The sequence below is a fragment of the Bacteroides sp. D55t1_190419_B8 genome, from assembly GCF_015558905.1.
GTDB classification, from domain to species: Bacteria; Bacteroidota; Bacteroidia; order Bacteroidales; family Bacteroidaceae; genus Bacteroides; species Bacteroides vicugnae.
This window is the reverse complement of sequence record NZ_JADMOU010000013.1, coordinates 64858-82897: the sequence shown is the minus strand read 5'-3', so window position 1 is coordinate 82897 and position 18040 is coordinate 64858. Positions and strand designations below refer to the sequence as shown.

The window sequence follows — 18040 nt, the reverse complement described above, 5'->3', positions numbered from 1 at the left end:
TTCATTCTATAAAATTAGTAAATAGGTACGGTCATAGCCTTTCCATCGTCCTCTTTTAAACCATATAGTGCAATGGCATCCTTCAAGCGTAAGGCACATTGGCGTTTTTGTGAAGCATTCATACTACCAAAATCAGCTGCTCCCTCACCACCATATTGTACCAAAGCTCTGTACTTGGCACGTGAATAAGTGCCCAAATAAACGTTCTTCACATCCTTATCCCACCATAATGGCTGACTTTCCACAGCATTGAACACCACTCGAATAGTATCAAAGTTCTGAACACTCCCCGCGAAATAATCGTTTGCCTCAATCTTCAATAGAAGCGAAACATCTTCAGTCAAGTTTTCTGTCTTAATAAGTTTCAACTCCAAATTATCCGTAGCAGAATTTGCTTTAAACACAGGATTCTGAGGGATACTATAATTTTCAGGCAAAGCTGTGGTTTTTTCTTTCACAACACCTATCTTGTAAGGAGCATCCTTCGTAAACGGATCACCTACTAATCCCAAACTAATTTTTACAGTCAATTCATTATCTAACGGATAGTTATTGAAAGAAACCCGAATTGCATTTTCATCTTCTTCAGCATCTTTCAATTGACTAAAATATAAGTATTGCCCACCATAATATGATTCTATCTCATCTTCCGAACAGGAAAACAAACAGCAAGCAAAAAGTAACAACAATATATATGGTTTCATAAATATGTACATAATCATTTTATTCATTAAATATCTTCATTCTCTGGAAGGTCGAATACAAATTTCACATTATCGGACAATGATTTATCATTGAAACGCTTGTATTGAAAATAAAGCTGTCCCTCACCCACAAATTCTTTACGCATCTCTTTCAGTAATTTTCTCCTAAAGTCCTCCATTGAAGAGAAATTAGAAGAACTAGAAATCAGTCCTCTTGCCGAACGAACCTTGTCAACCATCTTCCCCGCCTCTGTGAAATTCCCATTTTGGGCATAATACTCTGCCATAATGTAGTACATTTCACTCAAACGAAGTACCGGAATAACATCATATCCCGTTTCTGATTCCTCTAATAAGTATTTCTTAGAATATTGTAAGCTTCCCAAATTGCTGACCCATACCTTTCCCCGCTGATCCTCACTTGAACCTTCATAAATATCTTCTACATTGAACAAGAATAAGTTATCATTACCACTTGTTACAAAAGGCTTGTAATCATCAAGCAACGTTTCACTATTCACAGAAAAAATCAAATTCGTACAATCCTTCATATCACCACTCAACGTTTCTGTAAATCCAAATAACGTTTTTTTGTTATTAGAAGCTTTTGTTACCTCATCTGCACAATCAAACGCTTTCTTATATTCCTTTTCCCACATATATACTCTTGCCAATAAAGCAGTAACAGCATAATAATTCATACGGAATCCACGAAAAGCAAAGAAAACCTCTTCAGGAAGCTCACCAGCAAGTCCCTTTCCAAACATACGGTATTCTGTCTCCATCCACACCGGATGTTTCTCCACATCACACTTTGCTACCAACTTCTGTGCTTTCAACAAGTCAGCTTCTATTTTTTTCAAAATATCAGCATTAGAATAATATGCAGTACTTATCACCGGATAAGAATCTACGTAAGGAATATAACTTTTCCCATCATTTACCTCCATAGAAGGAGCAAACATACGAAGAATATCGAAATGAAACAATGCCCGTAGTGCCAACGCTTCTCCCCAAACCAAGTCCCTTTCCATCTCATTCTCAACAAAAAGAGCAGGATCAGCTTCACTCACCATACTAATAAGTTTATTACATCCGGCGATGGCATTATAGCTTTCGGTCCATAATCCTGAAATGATCGACTTTACATCGGTATCATCATATTTATATGAAGCTGCTTTAGCATAAACCTCCGTAGCTTTCATCTTCTCTGTCAAATACTGCTGTCCTAATACTTCTATAAAGCCCCAACTCATATTTTTGCCGTAAAGAGTACTTCCCGACAATTGCAAATAAAGCCCATTCAATGCATTGCGGTAACCATCTCCATTGCTATACATATCGTCAGCGTTCACCTCGTTGCTCGGTGATACTTCCAACCAATTACAGCTACTCATCAAAAGCAGAGTAAGCAACGAACATAATATGTTTTTTTTCTTATTTATCATTATTCTAACTTTAACAGTTTCAAATTATAAACTCATTTTAAGTGATATAGCAAAAGAACGAGAATACGGATAATCCAATCCACGTTCAGCACGTACTGTAGACACATGGAAAAGATCGTTACCAGAAAGTTCTAATCGCAACATGCCTAAATGATACTTCTTCAACCAAGAAGAATCAAAATCGTAACCCAATGTAAGTGAATTAAACGTCAGCATATTATAATCCTGTATAAAACGACTAGTAGGACGAGTGGTAGCAACCAATTGAGTCTGCAATGCAGCATACGGTGTACGATCCCCTACATTTTGCCAACGTCCAGTCAGGACCCGACGGTCTACGTTCTGTGATGAAATACGGGCATTCTCAACCTTATCTATCAAAGTACGATTGTAACGCTGTCCACCAAATTCATACAAGAAAGAAGAAAATAAAGTAAAATTCTTCCAACGCAAATTCAACCCAAAAGAACCTTGGGCCTTCGGCTCTTCATTACCTACCACCACTTGATCGGCAGCATGCCAATCGTAAGTGATAGTTCCATCACGTTTCACAAATATCTCCTTGCCATCAGACGGATTAATCCCCAATGAACGTACAGCAAAGATAGAGGTCAGTGAACCACCTTCCACATATTGCAGATGAGTATCCGCATACTCTTGTTTGGTTCGCTCATATGCTTTGTCATAATCTTCATATTTAGCCAAAACCTTGTTATTGTAATCTTTCAGACTATCTGAGATTTTTAAAATTTCATTTTTATTGTGTCCTAAGTTAGCATACAAAGCCACCATCCAGTCCTTGGTATTAAGTAACGTACTTCTAATTTGAACCTCTATCCCCTTATTCATCACCTCTCCGATATTATCCTTATAAGAAGTAAATCCTGTAGAACTAGGTAGTGTAATATTAGTCACCAAGTCTTTTGTCTTTTTACGGTAATAAGAGAAATCCATTTGAAACAGTCCATCAAACATATTCAAATCAACACCAAAGTCCCAGTTTCCTGTCTTTTCCCAACCTAGATTAGAATTCCCCAAAGCAATAAGCGAAGCTCCAAGCCCGGTTTTATACCATCTATCTGTAGTAATACGATACATAGTTTGTGCATCGTAGGGAGAAAAGTTTACCTTACCTGTCACGCCGTAAGTTGTACGAATTTTCAAGCGATCAAGCCATTCCCAATCTTTCAACCTTTTATAGTTATGAATATTCAACCCTACCCCTCCTGAGAAGAAAGGAGCAAAACGATTATCAGATCCAAACTCTGAGTTTCCATCAAAACGGGTAGACACATCAGCAAGATAAATATTATCATACGAATAGTTGAAGGTAGCCAAAGCACCCAACAAGCGGCTCTTCATATCAGACGCAGAGGGATTACCATAAATAGAGTGCGCATATCCCGGCGCAGAGAGTGTTCCTGAAGGGAATCCCCGATAGGATATAGCCAATCCATTACCTGCGCTGGACCTAGCATTCACACCTGCCAGAAAATTAAGATTATTCTTCTTTATACTATGATTATAAGAAATAGTCAAATTTGCATCCCAGCTCAAGCTATTACTAGTTACTACGTCCAATTGTCCGGAAACAACATTATTAAATGCAAGTTTTTCTTCATTTTTTTGCGAACGGGGATCTAAAAAATCATTTGCTTCCGAATTTGACTTCGTAATACTAAACTGCCCCTTCAATAACCAGTGGGGAGTGATATTCCAAAGTAACTCGATATTGTCAATTAACTCCCATGATTTATCATGACTATAACTACCCAAAGTAGCTTCATATAAAGGATTTTCACTCCCGTTTGTGGCATTCCACCCATAAGTCGTTTTCAAATAATTCCCATATTCATCCAAATACTCATCATACGGCAACTTAGAAGTATAATCAGAGAAACTTCCATAAGGAGAGTCTGACGATTTAGTATATGTATAAGATAGATAATTACGCAATTGGAATGCCCCCAATCTATAAGACAACGAAAGCCCGGCTGACATACGATCACGAAAAGATTCCTTCATCACACCTGCATCTTTGTGATAAGAGAGATCAACTCCCCAACGCAGGTCTTCCGTACCACCATCTAAATAGAGACTATGTTTATGATTAAAAACAGTACGTAATGGTTTTGATAACCAATATGTATTCACTCCACGAACTACATTATTCAACTTTTTATTATAAATCTCATCCAATTTATTTTGTTCAGTAATATAATTCTCACTTTTCGGATCAGCCTTAAATAGCTTTGCAGCTACTTCTGTTTCCAACTTTTCGCGTGCATCCATAAGGTTATAATCCGTCAAATCCGGATATTCCAATGTTCCTGTAAAATTATAGTTCACATTAATCTTACCCGGTTTAGGAGTTACAGTGGTAATAATAACCACACCATTCGCAGCACGTGAACCATACATTGCCGTAGCAGCAGCATCTTTCAAGATAGTAATACTCTCAATACGACTCGGATCCATATCGTACAACTTTTGCACAGAGATCTCAAATCCATCCATAATGAAGGTAGGAAGATTCGGATTATTTTCCAAAGATGACTTAGAAAGACTTTCCGCATCCAGCTCGGTTGTTCCAATACCGGAACGGCCACGAATATACAATTCTGGCACTTTATTCGGATCTGAACCGGCCAGATTATTTTCTGCAATACGAAAAGAAGGATCAAATACCTGCAGAGCCCCCAATACATTGGTTTTTGACACTGACATTAATTGATCTGCAGAAACAGTCACCGAAGTTCCTGTAAAACTATTCTTACTAATTTTCACATAACCGGTCACCACGACTTCATCCAGCTGCTTTTCGTCCGGCTTCATCACTATTCGCAAAGGTTTATCATTGACAACTTTTATTTCCTGTGCACTCATACCTAAATAAGAGATTGACAATACAGGATTGTACTGATTCGATAAATTAATAGAAAATTTGCCCTGACTGTCTGTTACCGCTGAAGTATTTGTTTTTAGTAACTTGATATGAGCTCCCGGCAAGGGTCCTCCTTCTTCATCTACTACAACTCCGGTTACAGTTTTTTTCTTTTCTTTTGGCTGTTGATATACAATAGTCACAATATTGCCTTCAATCTCGTAAGTATAGCCTGTATTAGCCAATACTTTATCCAAAACTTCAGTAATAGGTTGCCCCTTACTTTGGATCGTGATACGAGACATACTCTTTACTTGCTCAGTGTTATAAATAAAATTTAAACCAGTCTGAGCCTTCACTGCATCAAAAAACTCTTTAACTGATGCAGACTTTAAATTAAGGGATACTTTCATTGAATTAGACTGCGCTGTTGCCGATATCGGTGCGAACAACAGAAAAATAATACAGAGAGACATCACAATACGCTCTCTGGCCCTTTTTATTTGCATGGACTCCTCCTTTTTTAGTAAATGTGGTTAATAATTGTTTTTATTCTCTTCTAATAATAATAGCTTCGCCTTCAACATCCATTTTCAGATGAGTAACTCTTTGAATTGCTTTTAATATAGGAATTATGGAACCGTAACGATCAAGGTCGCCGGTAAAACGTATCGTCTTTATATCTTCATCTTCAAACATTATTTCCTTATCATACCAACGGGATATCACCTCCATAAGAGTTTCCAAAGAACAATTGTCAAATACAAAACGCCCACTATTCCAAGCTATATAAGGTGATATGTCTACCTTGCTGATTTGAACATCTTGTGTTGCTCCATTTAGTACAGCCAGTTCTCCAGGATGTATCTTATGCTCATCTCCCTGATTAGGAAGGACACTGATAGCCCCTTCCACCAGTACCACTTTCGTGACTCCGGCTACATATGTATTAACATTAAAAGAGGTACCATATTGCTTGACAATCCCATTTGCTGTTATAACCCGAAACGGTCGTTTGTCATCCTTAGCTATTTGAAAATAAGCCTCTCCATCCAAATAAACAGTACGGCTAACAGTGCTAAAATGCGACGGATACTTTAAAGTTGTGTTATAATTCAAATGAACTTTTGTTCCATCCTCAAAGGTGAGCCAAAATTCACTATCATCATAAGTGACTAATTTATTATTGTCAGTAGCAGCAACTTCTTCATTTTCTGTTTGTGTTTCTTTCACAACCTTGGGGGATAACACCGGCAAAATAGTCGAATCCTGCAATGATTGATTAGTAACCGATTTCAATTCAATTTCTTGCCCACCGGCCAATACAAGGATAGCTTTCTGCTTTCCCATCTTTTCCGACCGTAACATTGCTAATTGATCGTCCTGTACTCTTACAGGTCCGGTATCGGCATTTCGCCACATTCCAACCCAAATGGCTGCACCAATAATCACGGGTATCATAAGGATAGCAGCATATTTCCAAAGCATTCTGCGATGGATTCCACGAACTTGAAAATGTTTTTTCTGAAATTTTTTCCATGCCTGTTCTTCGTCTACCGTTGCAGACAGACGATATCTTTCAGCCAAATCAGTACCATGCATTAAACATTCATAGTTCTTTTTATTTTCCAAAGAACTTTCAATCCAAACCTGCAATCGCTTCCTTTCTTCTTCTGAAAGCCGTCCTAGTAACTGATCATGAATTACAGAATTTATGTTTCTTTTACGTTCCATTATATGTTTTTGCATCATTTATATAAAAGACGACTAAACAGATAAAATGAGGGACAAGTTAAAGCAACTTTTTTTTTAAGAAACATCTTTTCTATGGAAGAATAGACAAGAGCAACGCAAAATGATGTGGACCTAATTTTTTCCTAAGAAAAGACATTGCCCGTTTCTTTTGTGTCTTAACGGTCTCAAGAGAAACACAAAGCACGGCTGCTATTTCCTCGTTTTTCTTACCTTCCATATACAACAAAAAAACTTGTCTGCAACGTTCTGGCAAAGAGTCAATAGTCATAAACAGTTGGCGAAAAATCTCCTCAGTGAAGAAACCATCCTCCTCATCATCTCCTATACTGTATGCCTGATGTGATTCTATTATCTTTTGCAAATAATCAAATTCAACATCCTTATGCTTGAGATAATCAATTGAAGCATTCCGAACGGAATTATATAAATAAGCCTTAAATGACACCAATGACTTAAATGACATTTGCTTTTCCCAAATGGTAGAGAACAGCTCCTGTACAATATCTTCTGCAGCTCCAGATTCCCCTGTTATCTGTATTGCATAGCAAACCAATGCCTTATAATAAGTTTTATAAAGCATACGAAAAGCTGTAGCATCCAGTTTATTTATCTGCTCTATGGAAATCTCTTTGCTATCCATTTTGGGTATTTTGTGCCAAAAATACAATTAAATAGCGATATTCCATACTAAATATAATATTAAATTACTCAGAGCATACCTCATGAAATTAATATTTTTTTACACATAAAGATACAATTCAGATACTAAAATAACAAAAAACGCCCCATCATAATCACTACGACAGGGCGTTTTCATTAGCAACACGATGCTAATATTAACACTAAATTATTAAGAGAGAGATTTATTACTTCTTGTCAGGAGCTACTTCAGGAGTAACCAATTTCTTGATTGATTTCATATTCAGATATAGAAAAGCCAATCGCGGAGGTCCATCCTGAGCTACCAATTCCAAAGAATCAGTTGTCAACTTTCCAATGCGTTCACGTGTTTTATACACTTCTACCTTTCCATCGTCTTCCTTGCTGAAACCTTCGATAATCAAATAACCGTCCTTATCAATCTTCCAAGTCTTTAAATCCAAAGAAGGAATATTAACAGCAGAACATTTCCCGCCTTTTTTAAACTCAAATCCTTTGAGTTCACCAGTAGATTCATAGGTATAAGGATTACACCATTTACCAATAATTTGTTTTTCCACCTTGTCTTGTCCGTAGCTGCTGAATGCAAAGCAAGACAGAGCTATTACTGTAATTAATAGTTTCTTCATTTTTTTATTTTTCTAATAAGTCATATTTTTGATCAATTCCGCGTTCTCTTAGATGAATACCCTCTTTCATCCAACGCGGCTCTTTTGTTCCTTTCAGGTAATAGTCAAAGAACTGCATCATCCGAATGGTCCAATCTTTCTGAGCGGCCTGACTACTAAGGAAATGTCCCTCGCCCTTGTAGTTAAGATGCCATGCCGGACGCTGTAAACGACGCATAGCCAGATAAAGTGCACGACCTTGTTCGTAAGCAACGGCTTCATCCTTATCATTATGCCAAATTAGCAATGGTGTATGTATCTTATCTGCCTCTATGAGAGCCGAACTTGCCAAATACTTATCCTTGGCTTCCCACAATGTCTTTCCCATACGACTTTGCCATTCTTCGTACATGAAATAACGCGGCAAGCCGCTACCATTACGGATTCCCAGATAACCAGTCACCATATCAGTAATAGGAGCTCCGATATTAGCACAAGCGAATATATCTGTCTTTGTCACCAGATAACTGGTTTGAAATCCTGACCAGCTATGCCCTTGCAAACCTATCTTCCCCGGATGTGCTATCCCCTGTTCTATCAAATATTTTGTTCCACTTACCACGGCATCGTAACAACTCTGCCCAGGTGTTCCTATGGTGAAGTGTACATCCGGCATAAATACAACATATCCATTGCTGACAAAATACATCACATCCGCCATTGCACTGCTCAACATAGGAGCATGATAAGTATTCAATCCTCCGGAATGTGTCTCGTAAAACTGCACCAGTACGGGATATTCTTTTTTTGCATCATAATCTTCCGGCAGATAAAGTATTCCCTTATTAGGTTTATTCTCATAATTGGTCCATTCCACTAACTTTGCAGTACCCCATTTGTATTCACTTTGTTGAGGATTAGCATTCGTTATACGAATTGGATCAGAGAAATCAGATTTACTCCACCACAGATCACGAAATTCTGATATATTCTGACGATTCCAGATACAAAACTTCTGATTGTCAGAGAAACGATGAATTGCATAGATATAAGGACCTTCTGCGAGCTTCTTCAAGCGACCTTTCATGTCAAGTAAATAAACACCTTCATCCATTGTGTTTTCATCCCATACGCTGACCATGACCGTCTCGTTCGGTTCGAATACTTCCTTATCAATATTGCTGGTCATTTTACGGATAGATTTCTGATTTTTACGACCATATCCTTTGGTTAAACATTCTGGTTGACTCTCTCCGGTCAAATCTATTTTCCACCAGTCATAAGCGTCATAAATCAGCACATGATTACCATCGGCAGTCCAGCCTGCAATACCATAAGCAGGTGCAGGATTCGGTTTGTCATAAGTCTCCTCGAATACAGGATATCCAATAGCCGTTGAAACATCAGTAACCTCACCCGTTGTTCCGTCAAACTTATTCCACACTTGTGCAACAGGATCATACATTACAGCCCATTTGCCGTTCATCGACCACTTCGGTCTTGTCCGATAACTACGTCCTACTAACCGCTTTTCCCCCGTATGTACATTCACAGAATAGACATCAAATGGTATATCATGATGCCATTCCTTCTGCATATGGTAAGGGGTTTCGTCTGTATAAAGTACATGATGAATCTCTTCCGCACGGTCCGGCACCAACAAATCAGCATAATCCGGAGCTACTTCCGTCACTTTTTTGGAAGCAATATCATAAATATATTTCGAATATTGAGGACGGAAATAACGGCTGCGAGTCTGCAAAGGAGGAACTTCGCATTCATTCCAAGTCCACAATTCCAGTTCGAAACTCTTATCCGGCTTTGCCTCTTCTTTATTTTGCTCCACTTTTTCCTGACAAGGCCGGAGTTCCATCGTCAGAAACGCCTGACTATGCGACAGACTAGCGCGAACAAGCTCCATCCCAGTAGGAAGAACAATGTTTTTACGATCGAATACCAAATCACAGGTATTCTTCTTCAAAGAAAAATTGTACCATAATGAATCTTTCACACAAAACTCTCCTGTCATCCGCTTTGTATTCAAACTGAAAGAAGCCGGTTCTTTCTTTACAGGACTCTGATAAATAGTCTGATAAGGTCCGGCCAGTGGTCCATAACACAAAGCATTACCCTTCGCTTGTCTGTGTACAAAGACAATAGACCGTCCCTCATTGTACAAAGTATAATAGCCAATACTGTCAATCTGGAAAGCAGTGCCGGTTTTGATATTACGAACCACTAAACGATCAAAAGAAGGAACATGATTGATTGTATCTTTCGGAACGTTTGTTACTGAAACCGAATAAGGAGTCCCATTTACCGGTCGAAAAATTTCTTTATACGCCCATTCGGTCTTTACACCTGAAGGCAACTCCATCAAAATTGTTTTCATATTTCCCACAGAGTCCGCCTTCTGATAAGAAAGAGCCTGATCCGAATTATAAAAATCTATGTTTTCCACATCATCCAACAAAATCTCCTTACGGGTACGTGTATCAAACAAATGCAAAGTGTTTGCCTCTTTGTTTTCAGGATTATATTCCATAGGAGAAATCCGATAGGTTACCCATCGTCCTGTCGGAGAAATATCAGGTGATTCGACACGTTTCCACGACATACAGGCTTCAATATCTAGCGGTTTCTTCTGTGCATGAGCATCGACATTCGGAACAAAACCGATTAACAACCCTACCATTAATCCGATTCCCATTTTTGTCCGCTTCATTTTATCTTCTCCTTTCATCTTTTATCATATCTTTATTCAAATCAACATCACAATCCGCCGAATTGTCGTACAACAACAAACGTGCAAAATGACGCCACATTTTATGCTCAAAAAAGCTCTCGGACTCACCGAAGAATCCATGAGTACATTTCGGCAGCACAAACATATCAAAGTTCTTGTCCGCTTTAATCAAAGCATCTACCAGACGTAAAGTATTGGCCGGATTCACAGTCTGGTCTATGGCACCGGTAAACAACAGCAATCCATGCTTGTAATTCTTCGCCAGTTCCTGATTCGGACGCACACGTACACTATAATCATACGTTTTGCTTTCTACTCCCAAACTGTCTTTAGTCGTTGTCACCTTCTCATCTACACCATAATGAATCTCCACGAAACCTTTATTGTAAATACGATTGTCATGGTTACCAGCCGATGAGACAGCAGCCGAATAAAAGTCCGGATAAGTGCAAATAGCAGCAGCCGACATAAATCCGCCGCCTGAGTGACCGTAAATACCTACCTTAGTAGCATCTATAAACGGATAGCGGGCAGCCAGTTGCTCAATAGCATATTTATCATCCGCCAGCGGATAATCACGCATATTGTTATATCCGTAGGTGTGATAAGCCTTTCCACGCATCGGAGTACCGCCTCTGTGCCCTACGGTAATTACAATAAATCCCAATTGAGCCAAACGGGTATTATAAACATCATTTATTGTAAAACGAGTCGGCACATACTCGAAGAACGGCCCCGGATAAACATTCGAAATGATAGGGTAAACTTTCGTCGAATCAAAATCGGCGGGCTTCCACATCACACCATAAAGGTCAGTTACTCCGTCGGCTGCTTTTACTTTAAAACGTTCCGGAGCTTTCCAGCCCATTTCATAGACAGGTTGCAAGTCTGGTTTCTCCAATGTCATGATTACCTTCCCATTCCGGTTACGAACCACATTTACCGGCTCCTGCGACACAGTAGAATATGAATCTACCAGATAGCGACAGGACGGAGAGATACTGACTTCGTGTGACGCATTCTCCGGCGTCAACAGACGGAGTGCATTCGGACGATCCAAATGAGCTTCATAAAGAATATAGTAATAAGGGTCAATTCCTTTCTCCCGTCCGTAACCATAGAAATACATCTTGCGTCCGATAGTATCAATCTGCGCAACCGGACCGGCTACCCAAGTGCCGTCTGTCAGTTGATTTTTCAGGTTTCCTGTTGCTGTATCATACAGATAATAATGCCCCCAACCGTTACGTTCGGAACGGAACAGGATTTCTTTTCCGTCATTCAGGAAAGAAACATTACGCATCTGATAATCGAGATACGGCTTATTTTCTTCATGAATCACCACACGCACTTTTCCGGTCTCTACATCCACTTCGCAAATATCCGACTGGTTCCATGTACGGTTATAACGTTGGAAGTACAAGCGTTTTCCGTCTTTTGACGCATACAATACATCAATATACTGATCCGGCCAACGATTGATATCCACCTTCTTAACTTCCCGCTTGTCTATATCTCCCAACAGTAATTCATATTGAGTCACGTTTTTATCGCCGGCCAATTCGGCTTTATAAGGAATCAATTCAGGAGAAGGCTTGGATAAAGAATTAATAACCCACAAGTCACGAACCTTTCGGTTGTCTTCACGGACAGCATAGAAACGGTGGCTTCCCGGAATCCAGTGAGCTGATTCGGCTCCGAAACGACCTTCCATCTTACCTTCGTCTTCACGATTGAATGTATAATCCGGCATACCGTCCGTCGTCAATTGAACCGGGATTGTATCCTGTCCCTTTTTCGGGTTTCCAACGAAATACAAATTATCCTTGCTGGCGTAAAGAAAATACAAGCTATCCGGAGAATATTTCATCCAATACGGGTCGCCAGTCTTATAAGTCGGCTTCTCATCAAGTTGCTTCAATTCTTTCGTATGGATATTGTATGTATAAAGTCCACTGTCAAAATCAATACGAATAGTTTCGTTGTCTTCCATAAATGTGAAAGACAAATGCGGATCTGCTGAAGAATAGGCTTTCTTAGTATATACTGCAATTTTGCTCAATAACTCATCCGTATCAAACAACAAGCATTTCTCCTTTTTCTTCGGATTAACATAATAGTATTTCTTCCCTTCACGTGTTGTAAAGGAGTAATAAAAACAATCCGTATCATTGATAAACCTCGGCCTGACTTCTGTAGAATACTTAGCTATAGGGTTCTGCTCCAACAAACGGAACTTTTCCGCTAACTGATAATTCGCTTTTTGTTGTGCACCAGTAAGGTTGCATGATACTAAAGCAACTGCCAAGCACAAACATCTAAAGAGATAGTTTTTCATAAAATCTTATCTATTGTCTTATTTACTACGGTTAATATCTCCCCAATAGTCTGCACGGGCATCACCTAGCAAATGTTTGGCAAAGAAACGGTACATTTTCTTCTCAAAATACTTATCGGCAGAACCGTACCCATGACCGGCTCCGGGAATGACAAGCATATCAAAATCCTTACCGGCCTCAATCAAAGCCTGCGCCATACGGTATGTATGTGCAGGATTCACGTTCTTATCCATATCTCCAGTGACAAGCATCAAGTGTCCTTTCAAATTTTTGGCAATCTCAGCATTCGACTTTACGCTAAACTTGTATTCATAATCTTTAGTCTCATTGCCCAAACTGTCTTTCACCACTTTCTCTACTTCTCTTACACCGTTGTAACATTCTCCCCAACCACGATTATAGATACTGTTATCATGGTTCCCAGAGCAAGAGACAGCTGCCGTATAAAAATCAGGATAAGTACAGATAGCAGCTGCAGCCATAAATCCGCCACCGGAATGTCCGTAGATACCAACTTTCTGACCGTCAATAAACGAGTGACGTTGAGCCAACTGCTCAATAGCATATTTGTCATCTGCCAACGGATAATCACGCATATTGCCGTAACCATAACGGTGATATGTCTTTCCCCGCATCGGAGTATCTCCCCTATGTCCTACAGTGATTACAATAAAGCCAAGCTGCGCCATACGAGTACAATAGCTATCATCCAACGTAAAGTTAGTAGGTACAAACCCAAAGTATGGCCCCGGATAAACAACCGAGATAATCGGATATTTCTTTTCCGGATCAAAGTTAGACGGCTTCCACATCACTCCATACAAATCTGTAACATTATCGGCAGCTTTCACCACAAAATTTTCCGGTTTCTTCCAGCCAGCAGCATATACTTGACTTAAATCAGGTTTTGCCAGCTCCATAATCACCTTGCCGGTATTATCCTTCAATAATATCTTCGGCTCCATATCGACTCTTGAGAATGTATCAATGAAGTAGCGCTTAGACTTCAAAAAGATTACCCGATGCTGCCCGTCTTCTTTAGTGAGTAGAGTTGCTCCCTCGCGATCCATATTGGACTTATACAAACGATAGTAAAACGGATTGATCTTCGGGTCATCTCCATATCCATAAAAATAAACCGTACGTTGCAGCGTATCAATAGCGGCAATATGTCCGCTTACCCACGGTCCTGAAGATATCGCATTTTTCAGGTTCCCTTGACCGTCGTAATGATAATAGTGTCCCCATCCAGTACGTTCGGAACGAAATAGAATATCTTTTCCATCATTCAGCACTTCCACACTACGTGCATGCGGATCACGATAAGGCTTATCCACCTCATGAATCAGTTCTTTGACTTCCAAGGTAGAGGTATTGACCGAACACACATCAACCTCATCCCATGTACGTTTGGTACGTTCAAAAAAAACATACTTGCTATCCGACGTTACATTAAAAGGCATCACATACTGGTCATTCCACTTCTGTATCTTCGCTTTTCTCGCAGTCCGTTCTACAATATCAATGATTACAAGTTCATTCTGGGTTACATATTTATCTCCCGGAAATTCATACTTATATTTCTTCAACTCCGGCTTGTCCGAAATCGAGTTAATCACCCAAAAGTCACGCAATTTCCGATTATCATCAAGCACAATATATGCATGCCGGCTATCAGGACACCAACGAGCATTAGAAGGAACTTCACCATTCTCCCCCGCATCATCCTCACGAGCATACGAAAAATCAGGGACTCCGTCCGTCGTCAATTGCACTTCCGTAGTATCTACTCCCAATGCCTTGTTGCCCTTCACATACAAGTTATGGTCTTTCGCATACAGTATGTACTTCTTATCCGGAGAAAAATTCATCCATGAATATATCGGCTCGGCATCTCTGTCATCTGCCTTTTTCTCCTGCACCTCTTTCAATTTACGGGTAATTCGATTGTAATCATACTTTTTCGACCTGTAACTGAATAGAAATGACTTTTGATCTTTTGCAAACTTTAATTCTGACAGATCCAATCTTACCGAATTCACAACCTCATGAGTTAAGCCGGAAAGCAACATAGCCATTTCTTCGTTATCGAAAAGTAACTCCTTCTTTCCCTCCTTGGGGTTGACATAATAGTAGTGTTTACCTGCCGAAGTCGTAAAATCAAACCAGAAATTATCCGTATCATTGATTTCATGCGGATAAAGGGACATACTATTATTAGACAGTTTTCCCCCTAATGTAAATTCATGAAACTTCTCCGCCAATTCATAATTAGCTTGTACTGTATCATGCCCAGTAGAAGCCTGTCCCCATCCTTGCAATGCAAGAGTAAAAGACAAGCTGCCGGCAATAAAAAGTTGTTTTAATACCATAATGGTTATTTATTATCAAAAAATCGCTTTTAAAGCTCTTCTAGAACGCAAATGACATATAATCCATACCGCGTCCCAGTTTATAAAGGACATCTACTATTTTACCAAATGTCTTGTTTTCTTCCGAAGTGGTTTCATTCGGGAATTGTTGTTTAAGAGAAACCGCCGTACACGTCCCATCTTCCAATCTTGTTTCTACAACACTGTATATATAGAAACTTCCGTCTTCCAAAGCAACTCCTAATTGCCCGGCATAAGGATACTTCTGTTTATATAAGTTAGTGGTTACATCCATACCCGACAACGTCTTAACAGCCGCAGGTAACGGTTCCCCCAATGGCATCAATTCACCTCTATATTCCACATCTCCATAAGCATCCCAACCATATTGATAATAATAAAGTTGGTTTCCGCTGGCAATGACCGCATAACGCTTGTTTCCAAAATTAGCCATACCACGATAATCATTGATAAGGCCCAAAGAAGCCTCGTAATACCAACCTTCCAGGCAACCAACATACCTTCTTTCAGCCTCCAGTCCGAAATAACGTAATTCATACACCGATGTTGCTTCATCTTTCAGCAGAACTGTCCAATATGGTTCAGCCGATGTTATATCATTCCCAGAGTTGTATGGAGCGGGTAATGCATCCACCACAGTCTTCTCTATATTCGAGAAATGATCTTCTCCACTCGGATCAGTGATATTATACATATTTCCACTTGTATAGCTGGAATTTTCAGTAATCACTGTACCATTAGTAGCATATCCCATATCCAAGATTCCCACCAATGAATTATCTTCTTCCGTCAATGCAAGCATCACATCTGTAATATTGTTATTAAACTTGTAGGCTTGGAATAAACGACTGAACCGAGTATTATTATTCAATCCTATGGGCATATAAGTACCCGCATGAAAATCCGTTATATCCGCCTTTTTTTCCCAATAAATCAATCCATTCTCGTCCAGTAGTGCTTTGGATGAAAAAGTCATAGCAGCTTCTACCGGAGAAAAATCAGCTGGGATATCTCCGTGAAATTCTTCATCCGTATATACCTCGCGTTCCAACGTATTGCCATTAAGTTCGACCCATCGATCTTGCTTCACCACCAACTCATCATACACGCCAATCCCATACTCGCTATTATAATCCATTTCACCAATATTGTTCATTAACCCTTTCGGATTTGAACCAAGATTGGAGACAATATCACGTTTTACTATATGATAAACCAACGAATCGCGAGTAAACGTCTCTCCACCATACGTTACCTGATAACGTTGTGTTGTAGGCACAATGAAATGGAGCACAGATCTCCCACCATCATTCGACAAAATCACCCAGCCACGCTGATAGATAGATCTCACATTAATGGTTGTGGATTTCCCGAACTGAACTCCCGTCTTATTATCTGTTACCGCAAATGTCACTTGATATGTGCCACTCTTTTCGGCTTTAAATGTATAAGTGGGACCTGTTTCGCCTGTCTGCAACTTCTTATCTACATACCATTCATAGCTGACATCCGGTGTAATACTATCTATTGTAAACTTAAAAGTAGGTGCCAATACCAATTCTTCTCCTTCTATCACACTATAATCCAAATTAAAGTTCTCAAAATTGAGTGCACCACCTTGCATTTCATTTATCAGCTTGTAGTTATAGTTGTTATCATCATCCAAGCAACTGGAAACAACTCCGACTAAAACTACTATCACTGCATATATTCCTAATTTTTTCATACTTTGCAATTTTATAATTTACCCTGCCACTTCTACAGTAATCACATTATTATTCTCATCTTTCACCCAATCTTTCATATCCTTTCCTGCGTTCATCTGCTTCAAGGTATTCTTCAATCTCAATGAATATTTACGCAACACCTGCTTGTTCTTTCCATCAAATACCATATCATCCTTTTTCAACTCGTCCAAAAACATCTGATACTTTTTTTCTGAGTACTCACCTAAATAATACCAATCAACCGAATTTCCTGGATTTTCCTCCGTCCCAGCATCGTTCACCGACCACCAGTCGGGCTTAAACAAACGATCGGTAACAGAAATGAGAGCACGCGAATACAAATAATCACCTTGTTTCACTGTATTTGCTTCTACAACCTGCAACGCTAATATCTTCGTTTCTGTCCTCAATATCGGATCATTCTTCAATGTTACATAAATAGTATCCGTAAGCAATCCTTTTCTAATCTTACAATCTGCAGGCAATACATACAAATTAGCCGGCAAAGTAGTACGTTCGACATCTGCAATTATATTGAAATGTAAATCTTCATCCTGCATCTGCCCATAAACAGAAACTTCTATCGGTATCTCAGCATCCTCACCTTCATTATACATTTTAAAAGATACTGTAGTAGTATCCTTAGTCATATCGTTAACGAATTTCAAATAGGCTGTGTCGTTGCTGCTGACCAACAATCCCTTCTCTTCACATGAAGCGAGCATCAGACATACGCTGTAAAACAACACTCCCCATATAGCATATCTTTTCTTCAT

Annotated in this window: 11 protein-coding genes; all 11 read right to left on the bottom strand. The window is 39.4% G+C overall.

From position 1 onward, the window contains the following. Positions 1 to 14: 14 nt before the first annotated feature. The 11 genes from I2I13_RS13260 to I2I13_RS13210 all read right to left on the bottom strand — a co-directional run bounded on the left by I2I13_RS13260 (position 15) and on the right by I2I13_RS13210 (position 18040). Entirely contained in the window at positions 15 to 704 is a 690-nt protein-coding gene (locus I2I13_RS13260; protein ID WP_195649674.1) for a DUF4843 domain-containing protein, read from the bottom strand. Between the two features lie 26 nt (positions 705 to 730). Next, positions 731 to 2152, bottom strand: a complete 1422-nt coding sequence (locus tag I2I13_RS13255) for a RagB/SusD family nutrient uptake outer membrane protein (protein ID WP_195649673.1) — start codon at positions 2150 to 2152, stop codon at positions 731 to 733. Between the two features lie 24 nt (positions 2153 to 2176). After that, positions 2177 to 5545 (bottom strand): SusC/RagA family TonB-linked outer membrane protein, encoded by a 3369-nt coding sequence (locus tag I2I13_RS13250; RefSeq protein ID WP_195649672.1) that lies wholly within the window; start codon positions 5543 to 5545, stop codon positions 2177 to 2179. Between the two features lie 40 nt (positions 5546 to 5585). Continuing rightward, positions 5586 to 6770, bottom strand: a complete 1185-nt coding sequence (locus tag I2I13_RS13245; protein WP_229128633.1) for a FecR family protein — start codon at positions 6768 to 6770, stop codon at positions 5586 to 5588. Between the two features lie 91 nt (positions 6771 to 6861). Continuing rightward, on the bottom strand, positions 6862 to 7431 hold the full coding sequence (locus tag I2I13_RS13240) for an RNA polymerase sigma-70 factor (RefSeq protein WP_148367846.1): 570 nt from the start codon (positions 7429 to 7431) through the stop codon (positions 6862 to 6864). A 226-nt stretch (positions 7432 to 7657) separates the two neighbouring features. Further along, positions 7658 to 8080 carry a lipocalin family protein gene (locus I2I13_RS13235; protein ID WP_148367845.1) on the bottom strand — a complete coding sequence of 141 codons (423 nt, stop codon included), beginning with the start codon at positions 8078 to 8080 and terminating at the stop codon, positions 7658 to 7660. A gap of 4 nt (positions 8081 to 8084) precedes the next feature. After that, on the bottom strand, positions 8085 to 10802 hold the full coding sequence (locus tag I2I13_RS13230) for a prolyl oligopeptidase family serine peptidase (protein WP_195649671.1): 2718 nt from the start codon (positions 10800 to 10802) through the stop codon (positions 8085 to 8087). After that, a complete protein-coding gene (locus I2I13_RS13225; protein ID WP_195649670.1) occupies positions 10786 to 13143 on the bottom strand; it encodes a DPP IV N-terminal domain-containing protein in 2358 nt (785 codons plus the stop codon). Before I2I13_RS13225 ends, I2I13_RS13230 begins: the two co-directional genes overlap by 17 nt. A gap of 18 nt (positions 13144 to 13161) precedes the next feature. Continuing rightward, positions 13162 to 15516: a DPP IV N-terminal domain-containing protein gene (locus I2I13_RS13220; RefSeq protein ID WP_195649669.1), complete on the bottom strand. Its 2355-nt coding sequence runs from the start codon at positions 15514 to 15516 to the stop codon at positions 13162 to 13164. A gap of 40 nt (positions 15517 to 15556) precedes the next feature. Next, positions 15557 to 17263, bottom strand: a complete 1707-nt coding sequence (locus I2I13_RS13215; RefSeq protein ID WP_195649668.1) for a PKD-like family lipoprotein — start codon at positions 17261 to 17263, stop codon at positions 15557 to 15559. An 18-nt stretch (positions 17264 to 17281) separates the two neighbouring features. Next, entirely contained in the window at positions 17282 to 18040 is a 759-nt protein-coding gene (locus tag I2I13_RS13210) for a DUF4843 domain-containing protein (protein WP_148367840.1), read from the bottom strand.

Excerpts from the sequence above, each read along its gene's own strand:
- I2I13_RS13260 (WP_195649674.1), bottom strand. The coding sequence starts at position 704 with ATGAAACCATATATATTGTTGTTACTTTTTGCTTGCTGTTTGTTTTCC.
- I2I13_RS13255 (WP_195649673.1), bottom strand. The coding sequence starts at position 2,152 with ATGATAAATAAGAAAAAAAACATATTATGTTCGTTGCTTACTCTGCTT.
- I2I13_RS13250 (WP_195649672.1), bottom strand. The coding sequence starts at position 5,545 with ATGCAAATAAAAAGGGCCAGAGAGCGTATTGTGATGTCTCTCTGTATT.
- I2I13_RS13245 (WP_229128633.1), bottom strand. The coding sequence starts at position 6,770 with ATGGAACGTAAAAGAAACATAAATTCTGTAATTCATGATCAGTTACTA.
- I2I13_RS13240 (WP_148367846.1), bottom strand. The coding sequence starts at position 7,431 with ATGGATAGCAAAGAGATTTCCATAGAGCAGATAAATAAACTGGATGCT.
- I2I13_RS13235 (WP_148367845.1), bottom strand. The coding sequence starts at position 8,080 with ATGAAGAAACTATTAATTACAGTAATAGCTCTGTCTTGCTTTGCATTC.
- I2I13_RS13230 (WP_195649671.1), bottom strand. The coding sequence starts at position 10,802 with ATGAAAGGAGAAGATAAAATGAAGCGGACAAAAATGGGAATCGGATTA.
- I2I13_RS13225 (WP_195649670.1), bottom strand. The coding sequence starts at position 13,143 with ATGAAAAACTATCTCTTTAGATGTTTGTGCTTGGCAGTTGCTTTAGTA.
- I2I13_RS13220 (WP_195649669.1), bottom strand. The coding sequence starts at position 15,516 with ATGGTATTAAAACAACTTTTTATTGCCGGCAGCTTGTCTTTTACTCTT.
- I2I13_RS13215 (WP_195649668.1), bottom strand. The coding sequence starts at position 17,263 with ATGAAAAAATTAGGAATATATGCAGTGATAGTAGTTTTAGTCGGAGTT.
- I2I13_RS13210 (WP_148367840.1), bottom strand. The coding sequence starts at position 18,040 with ATGAAGAAAAGATATGCTATATGGGGAGTGTTGTTTTACAGCGTATGT.